This window comes from Streptomyces sp. R-07 (assembly GCF_049913175.1).
Lineage (GTDB): Bacteria > Actinomycetota > Actinomycetes > Streptomycetales > Streptomycetaceae > Streptomyces.
Window position 1 is genome coordinate 2,035,591 of sequence record NZ_CP183978.1, and the last position, 23,407, is coordinate 2,058,997.

Annotated in this window: 21 protein-coding genes and 1 riboswitch; of the genes, 13 read left to right on the forward strand and 8 right to left on the reverse strand. The window is 73.8% G+C overall.

Features of this window, described 5'->3' with window-relative positions; all coding sequences use genetic code 11:
* Window positions 1-24: 24 nt before the first annotated feature.
* From ACN9M0_RS09120 to ACN9M0_RS09130, 3 genes are read left to right on the forward strand one after another with little or no spacing between them, the layout of a single operon-like run.
* Entirely contained in the window at window positions 25-1,044 is a 1,020-nt protein-coding gene (locus tag ACN9M0_RS09120; RefSeq protein ID WP_366039533.1) for an AAA family ATPase, read from the forward strand.
* Window positions 1,044-2,396 (forward strand): DUF58 domain-containing protein, encoded by a 1,353-nt coding sequence (locus ACN9M0_RS09125; RefSeq protein WP_366039534.1) that lies wholly within the window; start codon window positions 1,044-1,046, stop codon window positions 2,394-2,396. Before ACN9M0_RS09120 ends, ACN9M0_RS09125 begins: the two co-directional genes overlap by 1 nt.
* Window positions 2,393-4,816 carry a transglutaminase TgpA family protein gene (locus tag ACN9M0_RS09130; RefSeq protein ID WP_426403406.1) on the forward strand — a complete coding sequence of 808 codons (2,424 nt, stop codon included), beginning with the start codon at window positions 2,393-2,395 and terminating at the stop codon, window positions 4,814-4,816. The genes ACN9M0_RS09125 and ACN9M0_RS09130 overlap by 4 nt, the downstream gene beginning before the upstream one ends.
* Before the next feature lie 595 nt (window positions 4,817-5,411).
* Here the strand turns inward: ACN9M0_RS09130 and ACN9M0_RS09135 are convergent.
* From ACN9M0_RS09135 to ACN9M0_RS09145, 3 genes are all read right to left on the reverse strand, one after another.
* Window positions 5,412-5,816 carry a DUF3040 domain-containing protein gene (locus ACN9M0_RS09135; protein WP_366039536.1) on the reverse strand — a complete coding sequence of 135 codons (405 nt, stop codon included), beginning with the start codon at window positions 5,814-5,816 and terminating at the stop codon, window positions 5,412-5,414.
* 272 nt (window positions 5,817-6,088) lie between these two features.
* Window positions 6,089-6,877 (reverse strand): methyltransferase domain-containing protein, encoded by a 789-nt coding sequence (locus tag ACN9M0_RS09140; RefSeq protein WP_366039537.1) that lies wholly within the window; start codon window positions 6,875-6,877, stop codon window positions 6,089-6,091.
* A 67-nt stretch (window positions 6,878-6,944) separates the two neighbouring features.
* On the reverse strand, window positions 6,945-7,463 hold the full coding sequence (locus ACN9M0_RS09145; protein WP_366039538.1) for an SAV_6107 family HEPN domain-containing protein: 519 nt from the start codon (window positions 7,461-7,463) through the stop codon (window positions 6,945-6,947).
* A 147-nt stretch (window positions 7,464-7,610) separates the two neighbouring features.
* Here ACN9M0_RS09145 and ACN9M0_RS09150 point away from each other — a divergent pair, with 147 nt between their 5' ends.
* The 5 genes from ACN9M0_RS09150 (at window position 7,611) to ACN9M0_RS09170 (ending at window position 13,622) form a co-directional block, all read left to right on the forward strand.
* Window positions 7,611-8,549 (forward strand): ATP-binding cassette domain-containing protein, encoded by a 939-nt coding sequence (locus tag ACN9M0_RS09150; protein WP_426403407.1) that lies wholly within the window; start codon window positions 7,611-7,613, stop codon window positions 8,547-8,549.
* Entirely contained in the window at window positions 8,521-10,620 is a 2,100-nt protein-coding gene (locus tag ACN9M0_RS09155) for a YhgE/Pip domain-containing protein (protein WP_366039541.1), read from the forward strand. The genes ACN9M0_RS09150 and ACN9M0_RS09155 overlap by 29 nt, the downstream gene beginning before the upstream one ends.
* A gap of 19 nt (window positions 10,621-10,639) precedes the next feature.
* Window positions 10,640-11,248, forward strand: coding sequence for a TetR/AcrR family transcriptional regulator (locus ACN9M0_RS09160; protein ID WP_426403408.1), 609 nt, complete (start codon window positions 10,640-10,642; stop codon window positions 11,246-11,248).
* A 250-nt stretch (window positions 11,249-11,498) separates the two neighbouring features.
* Window positions 11,499-12,146: a DUF4126 domain-containing protein gene (locus tag ACN9M0_RS09165; RefSeq protein ID WP_426403409.1), complete on the forward strand. Its 648-nt coding sequence runs from the start codon at window positions 11,499-11,501 to the stop codon at window positions 12,144-12,146.
* Between the two features lie 66 nt (window positions 12,147-12,212).
* Window positions 12,213-13,622 (forward strand): phytoene desaturase family protein, encoded by a 1,410-nt coding sequence (locus ACN9M0_RS09170; protein WP_426403410.1) that lies wholly within the window; start codon window positions 12,213-12,215, stop codon window positions 13,620-13,622.
* A 9-nt stretch (window positions 13,623-13,631) separates the two neighbouring features.
* Here ACN9M0_RS09170 and ACN9M0_RS09175 read toward each other — a convergent pair whose 3' ends face one another.
* From ACN9M0_RS09175 to ACN9M0_RS09195, 5 genes are all read right to left on the reverse strand, one after another.
* Complete coding sequence (locus ACN9M0_RS09175; RefSeq protein ID WP_366039546.1) at window positions 13,632-14,495, reverse strand: hypothetical protein; 864 nt, start codon at window positions 14,493-14,495, stop codon at window positions 13,632-13,634.
* A 54-nt stretch (window positions 14,496-14,549) separates the two neighbouring features.
* Window positions 14,550-15,467, reverse strand: a complete 918-nt coding sequence (gene metF, locus ACN9M0_RS09180; protein WP_366039547.1) for a methylenetetrahydrofolate reductase [NAD(P)H] — start codon at window positions 15,465-15,467, stop codon at window positions 14,550-14,552.
* Between the two features lie 104 nt (window positions 15,468-15,571).
* Window positions 15,572-16,225 (reverse strand): thiamine phosphate synthase, encoded by a 654-nt coding sequence (gene thiE, locus ACN9M0_RS09185; protein ID WP_366039548.1) that lies wholly within the window; start codon window positions 16,223-16,225, stop codon window positions 15,572-15,574.
* A 114-nt stretch (window positions 16,226-16,339) separates the two neighbouring features.
* On the reverse strand, window positions 16,340-16,705 hold the full coding sequence (locus ACN9M0_RS09190; RefSeq protein WP_366039550.1) for an Rv2175c family DNA-binding protein: 366 nt from the start codon (window positions 16,703-16,705) through the stop codon (window positions 16,340-16,342).
* Between the two features lie 43 nt (window positions 16,706-16,748).
* Complete coding sequence (locus ACN9M0_RS09195) at window positions 16,749-17,972, reverse strand: NAD(P)/FAD-dependent oxidoreductase (RefSeq protein WP_399696470.1); 1,224 nt, start codon at window positions 17,970-17,972, stop codon at window positions 16,749-16,751.
* 95 nt (window positions 17,973-18,067) lie between these two features.
* Window positions 18,068-18,181: riboswitch (TPP riboswitch) on the forward strand.
* Here ACN9M0_RS09195 and thiO point away from each other — a divergent pair.
* The 5 genes from thiO to ACN9M0_RS09220 all read left to right on the forward strand — a co-directional run bounded on the left by thiO (window position 18,179) and on the right by ACN9M0_RS09220 (window position 23,328).
* The gene (thiO, locus tag ACN9M0_RS09200) at window positions 18,179-19,333 is read left to right on the forward strand and encodes a glycine oxidase ThiO (RefSeq protein WP_366039553.1); all 1,155 of its coding nucleotides are present in this window, start codon (window positions 18,179-18,181) and stop codon (window positions 19,331-19,333) included. Its footprint overlaps the riboswitch before it by 3 nt.
* A complete protein-coding gene (thiS, locus tag ACN9M0_RS09205; RefSeq protein WP_366039554.1) occupies window positions 19,330-19,530 on the forward strand; it encodes a sulfur carrier protein ThiS in 201 nt (66 codons plus the stop codon). The genes thiO and thiS overlap by 4 nt, the downstream gene beginning before the upstream one ends.
* A gap of 5 nt (window positions 19,531-19,535) precedes the next feature.
* Window positions 19,536-20,330, forward strand: coding sequence for a thiazole synthase (locus ACN9M0_RS09210; RefSeq protein WP_366039555.1), 795 nt, complete (start codon window positions 19,536-19,538; stop codon window positions 20,328-20,330).
* A 238-nt stretch (window positions 20,331-20,568) separates the two neighbouring features.
* The gene (pknB, locus tag ACN9M0_RS09215) at window positions 20,569-22,461 is read left to right on the forward strand and encodes a Stk1 family PASTA domain-containing Ser/Thr kinase (protein WP_426403411.1); all 1,893 of its coding nucleotides are present in this window, start codon (window positions 20,569-20,571) and stop codon (window positions 22,459-22,461) included.
* A 6-nt stretch (window positions 22,462-22,467) separates the two neighbouring features.
* Window positions 22,468-23,328 (forward strand): deoxyribonuclease IV, encoded by an 861-nt coding sequence (locus ACN9M0_RS09220; RefSeq protein ID WP_366042370.1) that lies wholly within the window; start codon window positions 22,468-22,470, stop codon window positions 23,326-23,328.
* Window positions 23,329-23,407: the final 79 nt, after the last annotated feature.

Consider the following 23,407-nt stretch of genomic DNA (forward strand, 5'->3'; position numbering starts at 1 on the left):
TCCGAAAGGCCGAGGAGGGCCGGGGTGACGACCTATGACGATCGAGCGAGCCTCGCTGATCTGACCACCACTGTGGAGCGAGTCCGCCGATCGGTGGAGAGCGTGATCGAGGGCAAGCCCGAGGTCGTACGGCTTTCTCTGACCGTGCTGCTCGCCGAGGGGCACCTCCTCATCGAGGATGTGCCCGGCGTCGGCAAGACCATGCTGGCCAAGACGCTGGCCCGGTCCATCGACTGCTCGGTGCGCCGCATCCAGTTCACGCCCGACCTGCTGCCCTCGGACGTCACCGGCGTGTCGATCTTCGACCAGCAGCAGCGCGACTTCGAGTTCAAGCCGGGCGCGATCTTCGCCCAGATCGTGATCGGCGACGAGATCAACCGCGCCTCGCCGAAGACCCAGTCCGCCCTCCTGGAGTCCATGGAGGAGCGCCAGGTCACGGTCGACGGCCAGACGTACGAGCTGCCCAGCCCGTTCATGGTCGTCGCCACGCAGAACCCGGTCGAGATGGAGGGCACCTACCCGCTGCCCGAGGCCCAGCGCGACCGCTTCATGGCCCGGGTCTCCATCGGCTACCCGAGCGCCGAGGCCGAGCTCCAGATGCTCGACGTGCACGGCGCGGCCTCCCCGCTGGACGACCTCCAGCCGGTCGCGCACGCCCACGACATCCTCAAGCTCATCGAGGCCGTGCGCGGGGTCCACGTCGCCGACGCCGTGCGCCGGTACGCCGTCGACATCGTCGCCGCCACCCGCACCCACGCCGACCTGCGACTCGGCGCCTCCCCCCGGGCCACGCTCCACCTGCTGCGGGCCGCCAAGGCCTCCGCGGCGCTCAGCGGCCGCGACTACGTCCTGCCCGACGACCTCCAGGCCCTCGCCGCGCCCGTCCTCGCCCACCGGCTGCTGCCGACGGCGCAGGCCCAGCTGAACCGGCGCACCGCCGAGCAGGTCGTCCAGGAGATCCTGCAGCGCACCCCCGTCCCGGCCGCGGCCCCGCCCGCCGGACCGCTCTACGGCCAGCAGCAGCCCGGCGCCCGGCGGCTGTGATGAGTGGCGCCTCCGTGCCGGACGGACAGCGGGGCGACGAGGACGACCGGGGCGGTCTGCGGGCCGCCTTCGGCGGTCTCACCACCCGCGGCCGCTCCTTCCTCGCCGCCGGAGTGGCCGCCGCGGCCTGCGCGTACGTCCTCGGCCAGGCCGACCTGCTGCGCGTCGGACTGCTGCTCGCGGCCCTGCCGCTGATCTGCGTCCTCGTGCTGCACCGGACCCGCTACCGGGTCGCCGCCTCCCGCCGGCTCACCCCCCAGCGGGTGGAGACCAGCACCGAGGCCCGCGTCCAGCTGCGGATGGAGAACGTCTCCAAGCTCCCCACCGGCCTCCTGATGCTCCAGGACCACGTGCCGTACATGCTGGGGCCCCGCCCCCGCTTCGTCCTCGACCGGGTCGAGGCGGGCGGGCGGCGCGAGGTGTCCTACCGGGTCCGCTCCGACCTGCGCGGCCGCTTCCCGCTGGGCCCGCTCCAGCTGCGGCTCAACGACCCCTTCGGGATGTGCGAGCTGACCCGCTCCTTCAGCGCGTACGACACCCTCACCGTCGTGCCCCGGACCGAGGCCCTCCCGCCGGTGAAGCTCTTCGGGGAGGCCTCGGGGTACGGAGACGGGCAGTCGCGCTCCCTCGCGCTGGCCGGCGACGACGACGTCATCCCGCGCACCTACCGCCACGGCGACGACCTGCGCCGGGTCCACTGGCGCTCCACGGCCCGCTACGGCGAGCTGATGGTCCGCCGCGAGGAACTCCCCCAGCGGGCCCGCTGCACCGTCCTCCTCGACACCCGGCGGATCGCCTACCAGGGCTCGGGCCCCGACTCGGCCTTCGAATGGGCCGTCTCCGGCGCCGCCTCCGCGCTCGTCCACATGCTGGAGCGCGGCTACGCGGTCCGGCTGCTCACCGACACCGGCAGCGCGATCCCCGGCGAGGGGTCCGAGGGATTCGCGGGATCGGCCCAGGACTCGGCCGAGGCGGCGGGCCTGATGATGGACACCCTCGCGGTCGTCGACCACTCCGAGGGGGGCGGGCTCTCCCGCGCCTCCGACGTGCTGCGCGGCGGCGACGGACTGCTCATCGCCTTCCTCGGCGACCTCGACGAGGAACAGGCGGCCCTCACCGCCCGGATGCGCGGGCGGGCCGGCGCGGCCGTCGCCTTCGTCCTGGACTCCGGCACCTGGCTCACCGGCGGCGCGGTCGCCGGGACGGTCGAGGACCGGGTGCGACAGCTGCGGGAGGCGGGCTGGACGGCGCTGGCCGTACCGCCCGGGGCCCGGCTCGCCGACCTGTGGCAGCAGGCCGCCGGACTCCGTCCGGAGGCCGCCGCCGCCGAGACCTACGGAGGATGGTCATGAGCGGCCGCACACGGCTGACGCTCGCTTCCTGGGGCGCCACCCTGATGGCGGCCGGGGCGCTGCTCCCCCTGGTGAAGCCGGCGACCTGGATCTTCACGGCGGCCTTCGTCCTCGCCCTGGTGAGCGGCGTGGGCGCGGTGGCCCGGCGGGTGCCGCTGGCCCGGCCGCTGACCCTCCTCGCCCAGACCGTCACCGTGCTCCTCGCGCTGACCCTGTTCTTCGCCCGGGAGCAGGCCTTCCTCTGGCTCGTCCCGGGCCCCCAGGCCCTCACGCACGCCGTCGAGCTGTTCCAGGCCGGCGCCGAGGACGTCGGCCGGTACGCGATCCCCGCGCCCGACACCGAGGGCATCCGGCTCATGCTGGTCGGCGGCGTCGTCGCGATCGGGCTCCTGGTGGACGCCCTCGCCGTCACCTTCCGCAAGGCGGCCCCTGCGGGCCTGCCGCTGCTCGCCCTGTACTCGGTGGCCGCCGGCCTCTCCGGCGGCGGCGCGGGCTGGCTCTGGTTCCTCCTCGCGGCCTCCGGCTATCTGCTGCTGCTCCTCGCCGAGGGCCGCGACCGGCTCTCCCAGTGGGGACGGGTCTTCGGCGGCGCCCAGCGCTCCGGCCGGCCCGGCTCCTCCGTCGCCGGCGGCGGCCCCGCCTTCGCCCCGGCCCGCACCGGCCGCCGGATCGGCGCCGTCGCCATGGGCGTCGCGCTGGTCGTGCCGTTCGCGCTGCCGGGCTTCTCCGGCGGCCTCTTCGGCGGCAACGGCGAAGGCGGCTCGGGCGCCGGCAAGGGCGGCACGATCTCCGCCGTGAACCCGCTGGTCTCCCTCCAGAACAACCTGCGCCAGCCGGAGGACCGGGAGGTGCTGCGCTACCGGACCAACGCCCGCGACACCAGCGGCCTCTACCTGCGGCTCGTCGCGCTCGACCAGTTCGACGGCACCTCGTGGAAGTCCTCCGTCCGCCCGATCGAGGACGTGCCCAAGCAGCTGCCCTGGCCGGACGGGCTCTCCCAGAGCGTCCGCGTCACCGAGGTGACCAGCAACTTCGTCGCCTCCGACGCGTACGAGCAGAAGTGGCTGCCCATGCCGTACCCGGCCGGGCGGGTCGACATCGACGGACGCTGGCGGTACGAGCCGGCCGGCCGGATGCTCGTCGGCGACGACAAGCAGACCACCAAGGGCGCCCGCTACCAGGTCTCCAGCCTGGAAGTGCAGCCGACGGCCGGGCAGCTCGCCGACGCCGGGCCCGCCCCGGAGAAGCTGCGCCGCGAGTACACCAAGGTGCCCACGACCCTGCCGGCCGACGTGCGGGCGACGGCCCTGTCCGTCACCCAGGGCGCGCGCAACGACTACGAGCGGGCGGTGAAGCTCCAGGACTGGTTCGCCCAGGACGGCGGCTTCCGCTACGACGTCGACGTGGAGTCCGGCACCGGAGTGCAGGCGATCTCCCGCTTCCTGAAGGACAAGGAGGGCTTCTGCGTCCACTTCTCCTTCTCCATGGCGGCGATGGCCCGCTCGCTCGGCATCCCCGCCCGGGTCGCCGTGGGCTTCATGCCGGGCACGACGCAGACCGACGGATCGGTCTCCGTCGGCATCCGCGACGCGCACGCCTGGCCCGAGCTGTACTTCGAAGGAGCCGGGTGGACCCGGTTCGAACCGACCCCCTCGCGGGGCTCCGCCCCCTCGTACACCCGGGAGAACACGCCCTCGGGCACGGCCACCGGGCCCGCCCAGCCGCAGCAGAGCGCCTCGGCGCAGCCGTCCGCCGCGCCGAGCGCCTCGGAGAGCTGCACCCCGCAGGAACGCCGCCTCGGCGACTGCGGCCCGGACGCGGCGGTCGCCGGCGCGTCCTCGGACGGCTCGGGCCCCGACCCCCTGACGATCACGCTGCTGTCGCTTGCGGCCGTCCTCCTCCTCTCCGTCCCCTTCCTCCCGCTGCTCTGGCGGACCCGGGTACGGGCCCGCCGGCTCGGCTCCGACGGGACGCGCGGCCCCGAGGAGACGGCGGCGCGGACGCTCGCGGTCTGGCAGGAGATCAACGACACGGCCTGGGACCACGGGGTCGAGCCGGACGACTCACTCACGCCGAGGAAGTCGGCGGCGCGGATCGTCCGCCTCGGCGAGCTGCGCGGCGAGCCCGCGGACGCGGTGCACCGGGTCGCGCGGGCGGTGGAGGAGGTCCTGTACGCGCCCGAGCCGCGGCCGGTCGCGGGCCTGGCCGAGGAGGCACGGCGGGTCCGGGCGGGATTCCACGCGGGCGCCGACCGCCGCACCCGCCTCCGCGCCCTCCTGGCCCCCCGCTCGGCGGCCCGCGTCCGCTGGTCCTGGTCGAGCCGCTGGACGACCACGACGGCGCGCTGGTCGGAGCGCCGAGCGGCCCTTGCCGGCCGAACGGCAGCGGCCTTCCGCCGCGGCTCCCACGAGGCGAACTGACGGGGCGCTCCCGCCCCTGGTCCCGTCCCCCGGCCCTCCGCACACGCCCGTGCGGGGGGCCGCACGGCGCCCCGCCTACTGAACGCCGCCCGCACCCACCACCCCTGCCGTGCGGAGCCGCGCCTGCGCCCCACCCGCCACGCGGCACCGCGCCCTGCGGGGCGGTGCCCTCGCCCCCCGCCCCGCCCGTGTGGGCAATCGTCCCGCTGGGGCGGGACGGGTGGGCACACGGGACGGCGCCTCCGCCCCCTGTTCCTCGACCCGCACCCCCGGGGAGCCGCACGACGTGGTGCGGGTCCGGGCTCGGAAGCCTCTGGCGCCGGCAAGGGCGCCGTCCGTTGTGCCCACCCGTTCCGCCCTGGGGGTCCCCCCGGACGAAGTCTGGGGGAGGAACGTATGCCCACAACGGCGGGCTCAGCGCGGCGGCAGCCCGCAACGGCCTCAACGGCCGCGCGGTGTGGTCGCCCCGCGGAACGCGTGGCCGCGACGGCCCCGACGGCCCCGCGTACGACAGAGCCCCGCGTGGCGTCGCGATGTCGCGGGCCAGCGGGGCTCGGGTCGTGTCGGAGGGGGCGGGGCTACCGCTCGGGGGCGGTCAGTGGCCGCCGCCCTGCTGCTCGTCGCGGCGGCGCTGCCACCGCTCTTCGATCCGGTTCATCATGGAGCGTCGCTGCCGGGCCTGACGGCCACCGGCCGCCATCCCACCCCTGGCCTGCTGCTCACCCGGCTTCGGCGCCTTGCGCCATCCGGTGACCGCCAGGACCGCGCAGCCCAGCATGACGAGGAATCCCACCACGCTGATCCAGATCTGCTGTGCGACCATTCCGGCCATGAGGAGCGCGATACCCACCAGGAAGCCGGCGACTGCCTGGTAAACCCGTCGCCGGGTGTACGTACGCAGTCCGCTTCCCTCGAGCGCTGTCGCGAACTTGGGATCTTCGGCGTACAGCGCTCGCTCCATCTGCTCGAGCATTCGCTGCTCGTGCTCCGAGAGCGGCACGGAGTCCTCCTAGTCGTCGGTCGCGGGGGCGACCGGTTTGCGGCCCTTTCAGGATAGGCAGGGAATCGCCCCCGTGAAACCCGCCCTCAATGCCGAATAGCCAATCCGGGCCGCCATGCGGATCGGTTGCTGAGGCGTTGATTCCCCAGCCCCTTGTCCGTCATGCCGGATGGTGTCCCCCGATCATACGGGGCGGAGCCCCTCATCGGGCGGGCTGTGGCGTACTCCATGGAGTACCGCGGCTCGCACCGCCGAACGGGTGGCCGTCCTGTTCAGGCCCGCTTCTGGCCGAGAACGTGCAGCTGGGTGGCGATCGCCTGGAAGGAGGGCAGCTCGGCCGCTGCCGCCTCCAGCTTGAGGAGGGCCTCCGCCGCCCCGGGCTCGGTGTCGACGAGGACGCCGGGGACCAGGTCGGCGAAGACCCGGACACCGTGCACGGCGCCGACCTCGAGTCCGGCCGCGTCGGCGAGCTCGGTGAGCTGCTCGGCGGTGAAGCGCCGGGGTACGGGGTCGCCGGAGCCCCAGCGGCCCGCCGGGTCGTCGAGCGCGTGCCGGGCCTCGGTGAAGTGGCCGGCGAGGGCGCGGGCCAGGACGGCGCCGCCGACCCCGGCGGCGAGCAGGCTGAGGCTGCCGGCGGGGCGGAGCGCGGCGGCCGCGTTCCGCACGCCCTCGGCGGGGTCGTCGACGTACTCCAGGACGCCGTGGCAGAGCACGCTGTCGTACTCCTCGCGCCCGACGACGTCGAAGAGGCCGCGGATGTCGCCCTGGACGCCGGTGACGAGGTCGGCGACGCCGGCTTCGGCGGCCCGGCGCTCCAGCGCGAAGAGCGCGTTGGGGCTGGGGTCGACGACGGTGACCCGGTGGCCGAGGCGGGCGACCGGCACCGCGAAGTTCCCGGAGCCGCCGCCCGTGTCGAGGACGTCGAGGCTGTCCTTCCCGGTGGCCTCGACCCGGCGGTCCAGGGCGTCTTTGAGGACGTCCCAGACGACGGCGGTACGCAGGGAGGCGCGCGACGGGCGCGACGACGCCTCTCGACCGAAGACAGGGGAAGGGTCCGGCACGGCTGTTGACTCCTCGGTGACGGGTACGGACGCTCCCCACCCTATGGCCTCACCCCCGCCTTTCGGATCATCCTCCGGACTCGTCGGTCCCGGTCTGGCGGGGCACTACGGGGTGGAGGGCGAGCAGCCGCTCGACCAGGCGCAGGAAGTGCGCGGCGTCCCTGATCAGGTCGTCGGCCTCGCGGCGGGTGGCGGCGCTGCTGATGCCGGCCTCGGCGCGGGCTCTGCGCGGGGCACCGGCGGCGAAGAGGGCGCTCCACTCGGTCAGCTCGGGGGCGAGGTCGGGGAGGAGCTCCCAGGTGCTCCTTATCCGCTGCCGGTGGCGGGGCCGGGTGTCGGGCCTGGCGCGGGCGGCGAGCACGGCGGCCGCGGCGCGCAGGGCGGCGAGGTGAGCGGTGGCGTACCGCTCGTGGGGGCGGTCGAGGAGGGCGGCCTCGGCGAGTCCGGCGCGGGACTTGGCGAGGAGGTCGAGGGCGGCGGGCGGGGCGGCGGAGCGGCGCGGGACGGGGTGGATGTCGGACACGGGTCCCGCCTCTCCGGGGGCCGGACGGCGGCGGGGCGTGGCTGCTGCGGAAGGGCTGGCCATGACGAGCCTCCTGTCGTCGCGTGACGGCGCTGTGGCCGTATGTGTTCATCGTGCCGCGCCCCACTGACAATCGCGCTGACCTGGGGTTTTGCCTGAAAGCCAACCCGGGGGTAACTTTTGCACTGACTGGTCAGTTCAAAAAGGGGAATGGGGGGTGAGTCCGTGGGCACGGAAGCCGAGGAGCAGCCGCACGGCGCCGCCGTCGTCGCGGACGGCTTCGGACTGAAGGGACCGCGAGGCTGGGCCTTCCGGAAGGTCTCCTTCCGGGCCGGGCCCGGAACTCTGGTGGCGATCGAGGGGCCTTCGGGCTCGGGGCGCACCTGTCTGCTGCTGGCTCTCACGGGCCGGATGAAGGCGAAGGAAGGCCACGCCGAGGTCGGCGGCCTCCCGCTGCCCCGCAAGATGGCCGCCGTGCGCCGGATCACCGCGCTCGGCCAGGTCCCGGGCGTCAGCGAGCTCGACCCCGCCCTCACCGTCGCCGAGCACCTGCGCGAGCGGGCCCTGCTCCAGCGCCGCTACGACGGCTCCGTACGGGCGCTCCTGCTGCGCCCCGCCGAGCGCGCCGCGACGGCACGGACCCGGATCGAGGAGGCCGTGGCGGCCGCGGGTCTGGACCTCGACGCCCTGCCGAAGGGCGAGCGGACCTCCGTACGGGATCTGGAGCGTCTCGAGGCCCTTCGCCTCTCGATCGCCCTGGCCCTGATCGGCCGTCCCCGGCTGCTCGCCGTGGACGACACCGACCTGAAGCTCTCGGACGCCGACCGCGCCGAGGCCTGGGCGCTGCTGCGCTCCCTGGCCGCGTCCGGGACGACGGTCCTGGCCGTCTGCAGCGAGGCCCCCGAGGACGCCCTGCGCATCACGACGCTCTCCGGCGAGAGCGACACGGCGACCGACGACACGGCCGACACAGCCGCCGCCGAGACCGACGAGACCGCCGAGACCGCCACCGCCGACACCGACACCGACACCGACGGCACCGGCGAAACCGCCGCCGAAGACACCGTCACCGTCACCGAAGACCACACCACCGACGCCACGACCGAGGAGGGGGCGGCCGATGCGCTCGCCGAAACTGGCCGCGCTTGAGCTGAAGCGCTTCGGCAGGGGAAAGCTGCCGCGCGCCGCGCTCGTCGCGATCCTGCTGCTGCCCCTGCTGTACGGCGCCCTGTACCTGTACTCGTTCTGGGACCCGTACAGCAGGCTCGACAAGATCCCCGTCGCCCTCGTCAACGAGGACCGGGGCGCCACCGCCGGCGGCAAGGAGATCCACGCCGGTGACGACATCACCGAGGGGCTCCTGAAGAGCGAGACCTTCGAGTGGCACCGGGTGAGCGACGCCGAGGCACGCGCGGGCGTGGAGGACGGGACGTACTACCTGTCCCTGACCATGCCCGGCGACTTCAGCACCCGGATCGCCTCCAGCTCCGGCGACTCCCCCGAGACCGGCGCGCTCCGGGTGCGGACGAACGACGCGAACAACTACATCGTCGGCCAGATCTCCCGGACGGTCTTCTCCGAGGTCCGCACCGCGGCCTCCACGAAGTCCTCGCGCACCTTCCTCGACAAGATCTTCATCTCCTTCTCCGACATCCACGACGCCACCGCGAAGGCCGCCAAGGGCGCGGCCGACCTCAAGCAGGGCGTGGACAAGGCGAAGAAGGGCTCCAAGAGCCTGTCGGACGGCCTCACCGACGCCAAGGCCGGCAGCGGCGACCTGTCCGCCGGCCTGAAGAAGCTCGACAAGGGCGCCAAGGACCTGGAGAGCGGCTCCCGCAAGGTCGCGAACGGCACCCAGGCCCTCGCCGACAAGGTGAACGGCACCGCCGACAAGGTCCGCCCCTACCTGGCGAACAACGGCAAGTCGATCCGCGACACCGCCCGGCTCGTCTCCGACTCCGCCACGGCCGCCCGCCACAACCTCGACGACCTGGTGAAGCGCGCGCCCCTGGTCCGCTCCGCCGCCCACAAGGCCGACGACGGTCTCGCCAGGCTCCACCGCGAGATCTGCGTGGACGCCCCGGCCACCGCTCCGGCCCTCGACCCCAGGATCTGCCCGGAGCTCAAGAAGGCCTCGGTCACCGCCGACGACGTGGCCACGATCGCCGACGACGTGCACGAGCTCACCAAGGACAACAGCGACGACCTGAAGACCCTGGACGCGCGCCTGGCCAAGCTCAAGAAGCAGGCCGACGAGCTGGCGGCCCGCGCCCCGCACCTCGACGAGGACGTCGAGGGCGCCATCAGGAAGATCAATGAGCTCAACACGGGCGCGCAGAAGGTCGCCACGGGCGCGGACCAGCTGCACACCGGGATCACCTCGGCGAAGGCCGGCTCGGTCAGCCTCGACACCGGTGTCGGCAAGCTCAAGAAGGGCGCGGGCGACCTGGACGGCGGTCTGTTCAAGCTGGCCGACGGCTCCGGCAGCCTCGCCACCGGTCTGAAGGACGGGGTCGACCAGATCCCCGACTACGACACGCAGGACCGCGACCGGCGTACGGAGGTCATGGCCGACCCGGTGAAGCTGGCCTCCCAGTCCCTGCACAAGGCGCCCAACTACGGCACCGGTTTCGCCCCGTACTTCATCCCGCTCTCCCTCTGGGTCGGCGCGATGGTCGCGTACATGATCATCCAGCCGCTGAACCGGCGCGCCCTCGCCGCGGGCGGCTCCGCCTGGCGGATCGCCCTCGCGGGCTGGCTCCCGGTGGCGGCGATCGGCGTCCTCCAGGTCGGGGCCCTGATGTCGGTCCTGCACTGGGGCCTCGGCCTCCAGATGACCCGGGCCGCCGGCACGATCGGCTTCCTCGCCCTCGTCACCTGCTGCTTCGCCGCCATCATCCAGTGGCTCAACGCCCGCTTCGGCGCGGCGGGCCGGATCCTGGTGCTCGCGTTCCTGATGCTCCAGCTGACCTCGGCGGGCGGCACCTATCCCGTCCAGACCAGCCCGGCCTTCTTCAACGCCGTCCACCCCTTCCTGCCGATGAGCTACGTGGTCGAGGCGCTGCGCCGGCTGATCACGGGCGGCGGGATCGGGCCGGTCTGGCAGGCCTGCGCGGTCCTGGCGGCCTTCACCGTCGGCGCCCTCGCCCTGACCGCCGTCTCGGCGCGCCGGAAGCAGGTGTGGACGCTCGACCGGCTCCACCCCGAACTGTCGCTCTGAACCTGTGAGAATCGACGCCATGGACAGCAGCAGCACCCGACGCCAGGCCACGCGCACCAAGCTCTACGAGGCGGCCGTCACCCTCATCGCGGAGCAGGGCTTCTCCGCGACGACGGTGGACGAGATCGCGGAGCGGGCCGGCGTGGCCAAGGGCACGGTCTACTACAACTTCAAGAGCAAGACCGAGCTCTTCGAGGAGCTGCTGCGCCACGGCGTCTCGCTGCTCGCCGCCTCCCTGCGCTCGGCGGCCGAGGAGACCGCCGAGCGCGGCGGGAGCCGGGTCGACGCGCTGGACGCGATGATCCGGGCGGGCCTCGTCTTCATCGACCGCTACCCGGCCTTCACCCAGCTGTACGTCGCCGAGCTCTGGCGCACCGGACGCGCCTGGAACTCCACCCTCCTGGTGGTCCGTCAGGAAGCCGTCGCGGTGGTCGAGGACGTGCTGCGGGAGGGCGTGGCGGGCGGGGAGCTGAGCGACGAGATCGACGTCCAGCTGACGGCGTCCGCCCTGGTCGGGATGGTCCTGGTGGCCGCGCTCGACTGGCAGGCCTTCCAGAGCGAGCGTTCGCTCGACGACGTGCACGCGGCGCTCTCCCGCCTGCTGCACGGCCGCGTCGGCGGCCGCTGACACGCGCGCGTAGTCATGGAAAAGCCGGTGCGGTGAGGCTCGATCCCCCCGAGCCTCGCCGCACCGGCTTCTTTCGCACCCCCGTGCCGGCGGGTGCGCGGCCCCGTTCCGCAGCCCCGTGCCGGCGGTACCGGAGCCGCGCCCCTTCCGTGGGCTCCACTCTCTCCTCCGGGCGGCACCGGGCCCATCCGCGCATCTACTCATCTCGCCCCCTAGGTACGGGTACTCAGTCCTGGTTACGATCGCGGGCGTGTCCGTACTCCCCCTCGTGTTCACCAGCGGCTGGGCGAGCGGGATCAACGCGTACGCGGTGGTCCTGCTGTTCGGCATCTTCGGCGCGACCGGGCTGACCGACGAGGTGCCCGCGTCCCTGCAGCGCACCGATGTCCTCGTCGCGGCGGCCGTGCTGTTCCTGTGCGAGGCGGTGGCGGACAAGATTCCGTACGTCGACTCGATATGGGACTCCGTCCACACGGTGATCCGGCCGATCGCGGGGGCCGTCGTCGGCGCCCTGCTCGCCGGGCAGAACGGCTCGCTGCCGGAGCTGGCGGCGGGCGCGGTCGGTGGTTCGACGGCCTTGCTCAGCCACTTCGTCAAGGCGGGGACGAGGATGGCGGTCAACACCTCGCCGGAGCCGTTCTCGAACGTCGCGCTGAGCCTGGCGGAGGATCTCGGGGTGGCGGCGATCGTCACCTTCGCGGTCTTCCATCCGGTGACGGCGGCGGTCATCGCGGCCGTCCTGCTCCTGGCGGGCCTGGCGATACTGGTGTTCCTGGCCCAGCGGATCCGCCGCTTCTGGCGCCGCCGCTCCCAGCGGCGGGAGGAGAGACGGCTCGCGGCGACGGGGGCGCGACCACGGACCCAAGGGCCGCCCGACGACGGCTCGGACCACTTCTGACCGTGTCCGACCGGGCTCCCGGCCTGCCCTCCGCCGGTGTCGGAGGCGCCGGATAGGCTCGTCCGCATGGCACGGATTGTGGTGATCGGCGCGGGTCTCGGCGCCATGGCGGCGGCGGCCCGACTGGCGGTCGCCGGGCACACGGTGACGGTGTACGAGAAGACCTCGACGTACGGCGGCGCGGTGGGCCGCTTCGAGCGCGAGGGCTTCGCCTTCGACACGGGCCCGGGGCTGCTGCATCTGCCGGCCGTCTACCGGGACCTGTTCGTGAAGACCGGCAAGGAGCCCCTCGAGGAGTGCGTCGCGCTGACGCAGGTCGATCCGGCGGCCCGTCATGTCTTCGCCGACGGCACCCGCGTCGACCTGCCGAACGCCTCCCGGGCCGGCACGGTCACCGCCCTGGACGCCGCGCTCGGCGCGGGTGCGGGCGAGCGTTGGGGCGACTTCCTGACCCGGGCCCGCGAGGCCTGGGACCGGACCCGCCGCCCGCTCCTGGAGGAGCCGCAGCCGGCCGACCCGGCGCCGCTGGCCCGTGAGCCGTACCCGGCGTTGAAGGCGGGCCTGTTGCGGCGCCCGACGACGACGCTCGCCCAGGTCGGGACGCGGGAGCTGCGGGACCCGCGCCTCGCCGCCCTCCTCGACGCGTACGCGTGGTCGTACGGTTTCGACCCCGCGACCGCCCCGGCCTCGGCCGCCGTCCTGCCGTACATGGAGCAGACCTTCGGCAGCTGGTACGTGGGCGGGGGCCTGCGGGCGCTGGCCGACGCGGTGTACGAGCGGTGCCGGAAGCGGCGGGTGGAGTTCGTCTTCGACACGCCGGTGGAGGACGTCCTGGAGAAGGACGGGCGGGCTGCCGGTGTGCGCCTTGCCGGCGGCGAGGTCGTCGAGGCCGACCACGTGGTGTCCGGGGCCCCGGTGCCGGCGCTCCACCACAGCCGGGACGTGCCCCGCCACCAGGCGAACGGGACGGGCCGGGTGACGGTCTGTCTGGCCCTGCGCGGCCCCCGGGAGGCGGGCGCGGTCCACCGGACCGTCGTGCACGCGGAGGGCGGGCGGCCGACGGTGACGGTGCTGCGGCCGGACGACCCGGCGCTGCGCCCGGACGGGGAGCACGAGTCGGTGACGGTCACGGCGACCGTGCGGACCTCCCCCGAGCAGGACTGGGAGCCCTTCGCCGACGGGATGGTCGAGGCGGCCGGGCGGGCGGTCCCGGGGCTCGCGGAGCGGCTGCTGTGGCGGCACGTCCGCACCCCGGAGGACGTCCGGCGGGACACGGGCGCCGCCGAGGTGCCGGGTCCCGCGCTCGCCGGGGCGGGCGGTCTGCTCCTGCCGGCCGCCAACCGCTCCCCGCTGCCGGGCCTCTACTTCGCGGGCGGCTGGTCGCACCCGGGCGGCGGGCTCGCCCACGCGGGCATGTCGGGCGCGCTGGTGGCCGGACTCATCGTGGAGGGCGCGGACTTCCGCGGCTCCCAGTAGGGGCAGACCCTAGTAGCGGTACTGCTGCTGGTCGTCCGGGTGCGGCTGCTCGTAGCCGTACGGGGCCTGCTGCTGCGGGGCGGGCTCGGTGTCGCGCTGCTGCGGGACCCAGACGCCGCCGGGCGGAGTGTCATAGGTGTACGAGGGGGCGTACGGGTCGGTGTAGTACGGGGTGTACTGCTGGCTGTCCGTGCCCGGGCCGATGTACGGGTCGGAGTACGCGGCGTACTGCTGCTGCCCGGCGGCGGCGCCGTAGTCGTACGCCGGCTGCTGCTCGTAGGCGGGCTGCTCGTAGGCGGGCTGCTGGTAGGCGGACTGGTCGTACGCGGGCGCGTAGGGGTCGTACGCCGTGTCGTAGCCGGTGCCCGGCTGGGGGGCGTGGGCGGTGGTGTCGTAGATCCCGTACTGGCCGGTGTCGTCGGGCATCGGCTGCGGCTCGTAGACCGCGGTCGTCTCGGCGGCGGTCTCGGGGTGCGGGCCGTGACCGGACATGTCGTGACCGGCCCCGTCCTGCGTGCCGTACTCCGTGTCCTCGGAGTCGTACGAGAGGTCGGTGACCTCCAGGGTGGGTCCGGCCTCGCCCCGCGGGGCGGCCTTGCGGCGACGGCTCGCGCCCGGGTTGCCGCCGATCGCCCAGCCGGTGGAGAAGCCGCGGCGGAAGGAGAGCGTCACGTACGTCTGGCCGACGGCGAAGGCGACGGCCCCGGCGACGATGACGAGGACCGAGGGCAGCAGGACGCCCAGGACCACGAAGAGGAAGCCGCCGAAGGCGAGCAGGCGCCAGCGCAGCCGCGCCTTGTACTGGAGGAGCACCTCCCCCAGCAGCCACAGTGCGACCACGCCGAACGCGATGTAGAGGACCGTCCACCCCATGCCCCGCCGCCCCTCTCCACGGTCACCGCCGCGGGTCGGGGCGGGTACGACCGGTCACGACTGCTGGTGCAGTCCGAGATTCTCGTAGATCTCGAGCGTCGCGGTGGAGCTGTTGAGCGTGATGAAGTGCAGTCCGGGGACACCCTCGGAGAGCAGACGCGCGCAGAACTCCGTCGCGAACTCGATACCGATGGAGCGTACAGCGGCGGGATCGTCCTTGACGGCGAGGATGCGCTCTTTCACATCCGCGGGGAAGGCGGCGTTGCTCAGCTGGGGCAGCCGGTCGAGGGTCTTCACGTTCACGACGGGCATGACCTCGGGGATGATCGGGGTCTCGCAGCCCGCCTTCACCACGCTGTCGCGGAGCCGCAGGTAGTTCTCCGGGTCGAAGAACATCTGGGTGATCGCGTAGTCGGCGCCCGCGCGGCACTTGTCCACGAAGTGCCGGATGTCCGTGTCCCAGTCGGTGGAGCGGGGGTGCATCTCCGGGAAGGCGGCGACGCCGACGCAGAAGTCTCCCGACTCCTTGATCAGCCGGACGAGGTCGGCGGCGTACCTCACGCCCTCCGGGTGCTCGATCCACTCCCCCAGCGGGTCGCCGGCCGGGTCGCCGCGCAGGGCGAGCATGTTGCGGATGCCGGCGTCGGCGTACTGCCCGAGGACGTTGCGCAGCTCGGCGACCGAGTGGTCGACGGCCGTGAGGTGCGCGACGGGGGTGAGCGTGGTGTCGGAGGCGATCTTCTGGGTGGCCTTGACGGTGCCGCCGCGGGTGGTGCCGCCGGCGCCGTAGGTCACGGAGACGAAGCTGGGGCCTACCGCCTCGACCCTGCGCATGGCGTTCCAGAGGACCTGCTCGCCCTTCTCGGTCCGGGGCGCGTAGAACTCGAAGGAGTACGACGTGTCACCGGCAGCGAGGATCTCGCGGACCGTGCGTGCACGGTCCGATCGGACGGAAGCGGTACCAAGGGCCATACGGGCAGGTTAGACGCGGTCCGGGGAGCCGCGTGAACGCCGTCCGAGTGCTGGACACCTTTTCGGACAACTGGCCGAACGGCTTCCGGCGGCTTCGGACGGTCCTACACGCCGGCGCGCTCGCGGACGCGCTTGGCGAGGGCGGCCGCCGCGGCGGCCGGGTCGGCGGCCTCGGTGAGGGCGCGGACGACGACGATCCGGCGGGCGCCCGCGTCCAGGACCTCGTCGAGGTTGGTCTCGTCGATGCCGCCGATGGCGAACCAGGGCCGGTCCTGGGCCAGACCCGCCGCGTACCGCACGAGGCCGAGCCCCGGTGCGTACCGTCCGGGCTTGGTGGGGGTGGGCCAGCAGGGACCGGTGCAGAAGTAGTCCACGCCCGGTTCGGCGGCGGCCGCGGCGACCTCGGTCTCGGCGTGGCAGGAGCGGCCGATCAGCACCTCGTCGCCGAGGATCGCACGGGCGGCGGGCACGGGCAGGTCGCCCTGGCCCAGGTGGAGGACGTCGGCGCCGATGGCGTGGGCGACGTCGGCCCGGTCGTTCACGGCGAGGAGCTTGCCGTGCCGGCGGGCGGCCTCGGCGAAGACGGCGAGGTGCTCCAGCTCCTCACCGGCCTCCATGCCCTTGTCGCGGAGCTGCACGATGTCCACGCCGGAGGAGAGCACGGCGTCGAGGAAGGCGGGCAGGTCACCCTGGCGCTTCCGGGCGTCGGTGCACAGGTAGAGCCGGGCGTCGGCGAGCCGCTCACGAGGCGTGGGCATGGGTGGGTTCCCCCCGTTCGGGCGCCGGCGCCGCGGCGCCGGCCCCGTGAGGGGCGGGCGCCGCGACACCCGCGGGTGGTGTCTTCGGTGCGTGCGCGCGTCGGCGCGGGTGCGTCAGATGGCGAGCGCCTGGGCGCGACGCTTCACCTCCGTGCCGCGATTCTCGTTGAGCGCCTGCGCGGGCGTGCCCGGCAGGCTCTCGTCCGGAGTGAAGAGCCACTCCAGCATCTCTTCGTCGGTGAAGCCGTCGTCCCGCAGCACGGTCAGGAGCCCGACGAGGCCCTTGACGATCTTGTCGCCCTGGATGAAGGCGGCGGGGATCTGCAGGGCGTTGTTCGGTCCGCGGCGCACGGCGATGAGCTGACCCTCCTTGATCAGCTGTCGCACGCGCGTCACCTCGATATCGAGCATCTCCGCGATGTCGGGCACGTAGAGCCAGGCGGGGACGAGAGCATCGATCTTTACGTCAATCTCGGTCACGGGACAAGCCTGCCATCCCGGACTGACAGCCGGTAGTCGGGCCCTACCGGACTGCCGCCTTCAGGGGGACGGACGGGTCCGCGGCGCGCTCCGGGTCGACGGGGACGGCCGCCTCGATGAGCTTGCGGCCCTGGGCCAGATCGCGGGGCCGGCCGACGGCGAGGAGGGCCACCGGCACCCCGGCGCGCAGCCAGAGCACGGACCAGGCCTCGTCGGCCGGGTCGCCGCGCCACAGCAGCTCGTCGGCGTCGGCGTGGTGTCCCGCGTACTGGACGAAGCGGCCGAACTGCTCGGACCAGAAGTACGGCACCGGGTCGTACGGCGCGTCGCCGACCCCGGTGATCGCCGCGGCGACCGCGCGGGGGCCCTGGAGCGCGTTGTCCCAGTGGTGGACGAGGAGGCGCTCCCCGTAGCGGGCGGAGGGGAAGGAGGCGCAGTCGCCGACGGCGTACACATCGGGCAGGGAGGTGCGCAGCCGGTCGTCGGCGGTGACCGCGCCGCTCTGGTCGAGGGCGATGCCGGAGCCGGTGAGCCAGCCCGTGGCAGGGCGGGCGCCGATGCCGACGACGACGGCGTCGGCGGGCAGTTCGCGGCCGTCGGCGAGGACGACGCGGCCGGGTGTGCCCGGCTCGACGGTGAGCACGCGCGCGTGGGTGAGGAGTTCGGCGCCGTTCGCCCCGTACCACTCGGCCATGGGGGCCGTGACCTCGACGGGCAGGGCTCCGGCGAGGGGGCGGTCGGCGGCCTCGACGACGGTGACGGCGCAGCCCGCCTCGCGCGCGGCGGTGGCGAACTCGGCGCCGATCCAGCCGGCGCCGACGACCACGACGGAGTGGCGGCGCTCCAGGACGGGCCCGAGGCGCACGGCGTCGTCGAGGGTGCGCAGCAGGTGGACCCCGGGGACGCCCTCGGCGCCGGGCAGGGTGACGGGGTGGGCTCCGGTGGCGACGACCAGGGTGTCGTAGGCGACGGGTCCGGCCTCGGTGTCGATCTCGTGGTCGGCGGCGCGCAGCCCGGTGACGTCCAGACCGAGGCGGAGCTCGATGCCGAGGTCCTCGAAGTCGATCTCGAAGGCGGAGTCCTCGGCCTTGCCGAGGAGGATCGCCTTGGAGAGCGGCGGCCGGTCGTAGGGCTGGTGGGGTTCGGCCCCGATGAGGGTCACGGGGCCGGTGAATCCCTGCTCGCGCAGGGCGACGGCGGTCTGGACGCCCGCCATTCCGGCGCCGACGATCACGACGTGCTGCTGGGGCTGCTTCTGCTCGCTCACCCGACCACCTTACGCATCTGACGGACCGTCAGGAAGGGAGGGGTGCGGGAGGGGGTCTGTGGCCACCCCGGCGGCGCGGGCTAGTCTGGCGGGCGTAAAGCACTCGCGGGAGCCCGGACGCACCGGGCTGAGAGGGAGGCTGGGACGGCCTCCGACCGTACGAACCTGATCCGGGTCATGCCGGCGAAGGGAGGGGCTGGACGCCCATGCGTTCTTCCGATGTCCTCGTGGTCGGGGGCGGCATCATCGGCCTGGTCACGGCCTGGCGGGCCGCGCAGCGCGGACTGCGCACCGCCGTCGTCGACCCGGACCCGGGCGGCGGCGCCGCGCGGGTCGCGGCCGGCATGCTCGCCGCCGTCACCGAGCTCCACTACGGCGAGGAGACCCTTCTCGGGCTCAACCTCGCCTCCGCCGCCCGCTATCCCGCGTTCGCCGCCGAGCTGGAGGAGACCGCAGGCCAGGACGTCGGCTACCGGGCCTGCGGCACCCTCGCCGTCGCCCTCGACGCCGACGACCGGGCACACCTGCGCGAACTGCACGCCCTGCAGACCCGCTGCGGCCTCGTCTCCGAGTGGCTCAGCGGCCGCGAGTGCCGCCGCCTGGAGCCGATGCTCGCGCCCGGCGTCCGCGGCGGACTGCGCGTCGACGGCGACCACCAGGTCGACCCGCGCCGCCTTGCCGCCGCGCTGGTGGTGGCCTGCGAGCGGGCCGGGGTCGCCTTCCACCGGTCCCTCGCCGAGCGGCTCACGGTGGTACGCGACCGGGCCCGCGGCGCCGTGCTCGCCGGGGGCGAGGAGCTGACGGCCGACCAGGTCGTGCTCGCCGCGGGCAGCCTCAGCGGGCGGCTCTCCGGCGTGCCGGAGGAGGTGCTGCCGCCGGTGCGCCCCGTGAAGGGCCAGGTCCTGCGACTGCGGGTGCCGCCCGCGTACGCCCCCTTCCTCTCCCGGACCGTCCGGGCCGTCGTCCGCGGCAGCCACGTCTACCTGGTGCCCCGCGAGAACGGCGAGCTCGTCGTCGGCGCCACCAGCGAGGAACTGGGCTGGGACACCACGGTCACGGCGGGCGGCGTGTACGAGCTGCTGCGCGACGCCCACGAGCTCGTCCCCGGGATCACCGAGCTGCCGCTCACCGAGACCCGCGCCGGACTGCGCCCCGCCTCCCCCGACAACGCGCCGCTGCTCGGCCCCACCGCTCTGCCCGGCCTGCACCTGGCCACCGGCCACTACCGCAACGGGGTGCTGCTCACCCCCGTCACCGGCGACGTCATGGCGGAGACGCTCACCACGGGCACCCTCCCCGACGAGGCGCGCCCCTTCACCCCCCGCCGTTTCTCCCCCGCCCGTCAGGAGCAGCCCGCATGAACGTGTCCGTGAACGGAGAAGTGCGCGAGCTCTCCGGCCCCCTCTCCCTCGACGCCCTCGTGGCGACCCTGACCCCGGCCCGCTCCGGGGTCGCCGCGGCGCTCAACGAGACGGTCGTGCCGCGCGGCGAGTGGGCCACCACACAGCTCGGCGACGGCGACCGGGTGGAGGTCCTCACCGCGGTGCAGGGAGGCTGAGCGCGATGTCCGACGACACCTTCCTCCTCGGCGGTACGGAGTTCTCCTCCCGCCTCATCATGGGCACCGGCGGCGCCCCCAGCCTCGACGTCCTCGAACGCTCCCTCCTCGCCAGCGGTACGGAACTGACCACGGTCGCCATGCGGCGCCTGGACCCGACCGTCCAGGGCTCCGTCCTCACCGTCCTCGAACGGCTCGGCATCCGGGTCCTGCCCAACACCGCCGGCTGCTTCACGGCCGGCGAGGCGGTCCTCACCGCGCGCCTCGCACGGGAGGCGCTCGGCACGAACTGGATCAAACTGGAGGTCGTCGCGGACGAGCGCACCCTCCTGCCGGACGGCGAGGAACTCCTCGCCGCGGCCGAGACCCTCGTCGACGACGGCTTCACCGTCCTCCCCTACACCAACGACGACCCCGTCCTCGCCCGGAAGCTGGAGGACGTCGGCTGCGCGGCGATCATGCCGCTCGGCTCCCCCATCGGCTCCGGGCTCGGCATCCGCAACCCGCACAACTTCCAGCTGATCGTGGAACGGGCAGGCGTCCCCGTGATCCTGGACGCGGGCGCTGGAACGGCCTCCGACGCGGCACTCGCGATGGAGCTGGGGTGCGCGGCGGTGATGCTGGCGTCGGCGGTGACGCGGGCGCAGGAGCCGGTGCTGATGGCCTCGGCGATGCGGCACGCGGTGGAAGGGGGCCGCCTGGCGCACCGGGCGGGCCGGATCCCCCGCCGCCACTTCGCCGAAGCCTCGTCCCCGACGAAGGGCCACCCCCACCTGGACCCCGAACGCCCCGCCTTCTGACGTCCACCCACCCCCGTTGCGGGCAAACGTTCCGCTGGGGCGATGGGGGTCCCCCATCGCCCCAGCGGAACGACTGCTCACACGGGCGGGGCGCGGGCCCCACACCGGGCAGGCGCCGCACAGCAAGGGGCGCCGCCCCGCGGAACGGGTGCGGGAGGGTGCGGGGCTCGTCACAGGTGGGCTGCAGTACCGGGCCGACCGCACAAGGTCCCCGCCCCCGGCTCGTAGACTCGTCGCCGTGGACACGACCCTTCAGGACCCCCTCGTCGGGCGGCTGCTCGACGGCCGCTACCGCGTCGACGCGCGCATCGCCGTCGGCGGGATGGCCACGGTCTACCGGGCCGTCGACACCCGCCTCGACCGCGTGCTCGCGCTCAAGGTGATGCACCCGGCCCTCGCCACGGACGCCGCGTTCGTCGAGCGGTTCATCCGCGAGGCGAAGTCCGTCGCGCGGCTCGCGCACCCCAACGTCGTCGGCGTCTTCGACCAGGGCGCCGAGGGCGCGTACGTGTACCTGGCGATGGAGTACGTCGCCGGCTGCACCCTCCGCGACGTCCTGCGCGAGCGCGGCGCCCTCTCGCCCCGCGCCGCCCTCGACATCCTGGAGCCGGTGCTCGCCGCGCTGGGCGCCGCGCACCGGGCCGGGTTCGTGCACCGGGACATGAAGCCGGAGAACGTCCTGATAGGGGACGACGGCCGGGTGAAGGTCGCCGACTTCGGGCTCGTACGGGCCGTCGGCTCGGCCACCCAGACCACCGGCGCCGTCCTCGGCACCGTCTCGTACCTCGCTCCCGAGCAGATCGAGCACGGCACCGCCGACACCCGCGCCGACGTGTACGCCTGCGGCGTCGTCCTCTACGAGATGCTGACCGGCGGCAAGCCGCACTCCGGCGACACCCCCGCCCAGGTGCTCTACCAGCACCTGAACACCGACGTGCCCGCTCCCTCGGCCGCCGTCCCGGGGCTCGCCGTGGAGCTGGACGAGCTGGTCGCGGCGGCCACGGCCCGCAACCCGGAGGTCCGCCCGTACGACGCGGTCGCCCTGCTCGCCCTGCTCCGGGAGGCCCGCGCCGGGCTCACCGAGGAGCAGCTGGACGCCGCGCCCCCGCTGGCGCGGTCCGCGGCCCGGGACACCGCCGAGGACCGGACGAGCGTGATCGCCCGCCCCGTACCCGCGGAATCCGATGTCCTGCACACCAACCGGCTGCCCGCCGCGGAGGCTCCCCCCGTCGCCCGCCGGCGGCCCCCGCGCGGCCCGCTTCTCGTCGTCGCCGCCGTCCTGCTCGCCCTCGGTCTGGGCGCCGGTGTCTGGTACATCAATTCCGGCCAGTTCACCCGCGTGCCCGCCGTCCTCGGCCAGTCCGAGGCCGCCGCGACGAAACGTCTCACCGACGCCGGTCTCGACGTCGGCACGACGAAGCGCGCCTTCAGCGACGTGTACGAGCGCGGCACCGTCATGGCCGTCGACCCGGCTCCGGGCGAGCGCGTCCGGGGCAACAGCACGGTCACCCTCACGCTCTCGCGCGGCCCGCAGATCGTGAAGGTGCCCAACCTGAAGAACAAGCCGCTCGCGGAGGCGAAGCGCGCCCTGGAGCAGGAGGGCCTGGCCCCCGGGGTGATCACGAACGAGTTCAGCGACTCCGTCGCCCAGGGCGCCGTGATCAGCTCCGACCCCGAGCCCGGCACCGAGCGCAGCCCCGACTCGGCCGTCGCCCTGGTGGTCAGCAAGGGCTCCCCGATCGACGTGCCCGACGTCAGCGGCGAGACCGTCGCCGACGCCACGGCCGCCCTCCAGGAGGAGGGACTCACCGTCCGGGTCGCCCCGGAGCGGATCAACTCCCCCGAGGACGCCGGCACCGTCGCGGCCCAGTCCCTCGCCGGGGGCAGCCGGGCCGCCGAGGGCGACGTCATCACCCTCACGGTCTCCAAGGGACCGAAGCTGGTCGAGGTCCCGGACGTGACGGACGAGACGACCGAGGACGCCCGCGCGGCCCTGGAGGACGCGGGCTTCGAGGTGGAGGTCAAGAAGTCCTTCCCCTACCTCGGCGACAAGGTCGCGAGCCAGTCCGTGGAGGGCGGCGCGACCGCCCCCGAGGGCTCCACCATCACCATCACGATCAAGGGACTCTAGAGACTCATGCGCAACCCCGTCGGCGGCCATGTCCCCGTGGCCGGTGGCCTCGCCACGACCGGACTCGGCTACGCCCGCGAGCTCGGCGCGGAGACCGTGCAGGTCTTCGTCGCCAACCCGCGCGGCTGGGCCACCCCGGCGGGCAACCCCGCCCAGGACGAGCGGTTCCGGGCCGAGTGCGAGGCCGAGTCGATCTCGGTCTGGGTGCACGCCCCGTACCTGATCAACTTCGGGTCCCACACCGAGGCCACGGTGGAGAAGTCGGTGGAGTCGCTGCGGCACTCGCTGCGCCGGGGCCGGGAGATCGGCGCGAAGGGCGTGGTGGTGCACACCGGCTCGGCGACGGGCGGCCGTCCGCGCGAGGTGGCGCTCGCCCAGGTGCGCGAGCGGATGCTTCCGCTCCTCGACGAGCTGACGCACGAGGACGATCCGTACCTGCTCCTGGAGTCCACGGCGGGCCAGGGCTTCTCGCTCTGCTCGCGGACCTGGGACTTCGGCCCGTACTTCGACGCGCTCGACCGCCACCCCAAGCTGGGCGTCTGCCTCGACACCTGCCACATCTTCGCGGCCGGGCACGACCTGGCGGGCCCGCACGGGGCGGCGCAGACGCTGGACCTGCTGGTGGAGACGGTCGGCGAGGGGCGGCTGAAGCTGATCCACGCCAACGACTCGAAGGACGTGGTGGGCGCCCACAAGGACCGGCACGCGAACATCGGCGCCGGTCACATCGGCGAGGAGGCCTTCCGCGATCTCCTGCGACACCCGGCCACCGAGAACGTACCGTTGATCATCGAGACGCCGGGCGGCAAGGAGGGTCATGTCGCCGACGTCGAGCTCCTGAAGAAGCTCCGCGAGCAGCGCGGATGATCATTTCCTGTTGAGGAATACCCCAGGGGGGTATACGGTTCTTGCCAGACGGCAGGAACCGCTACCCGACACTGGGGGG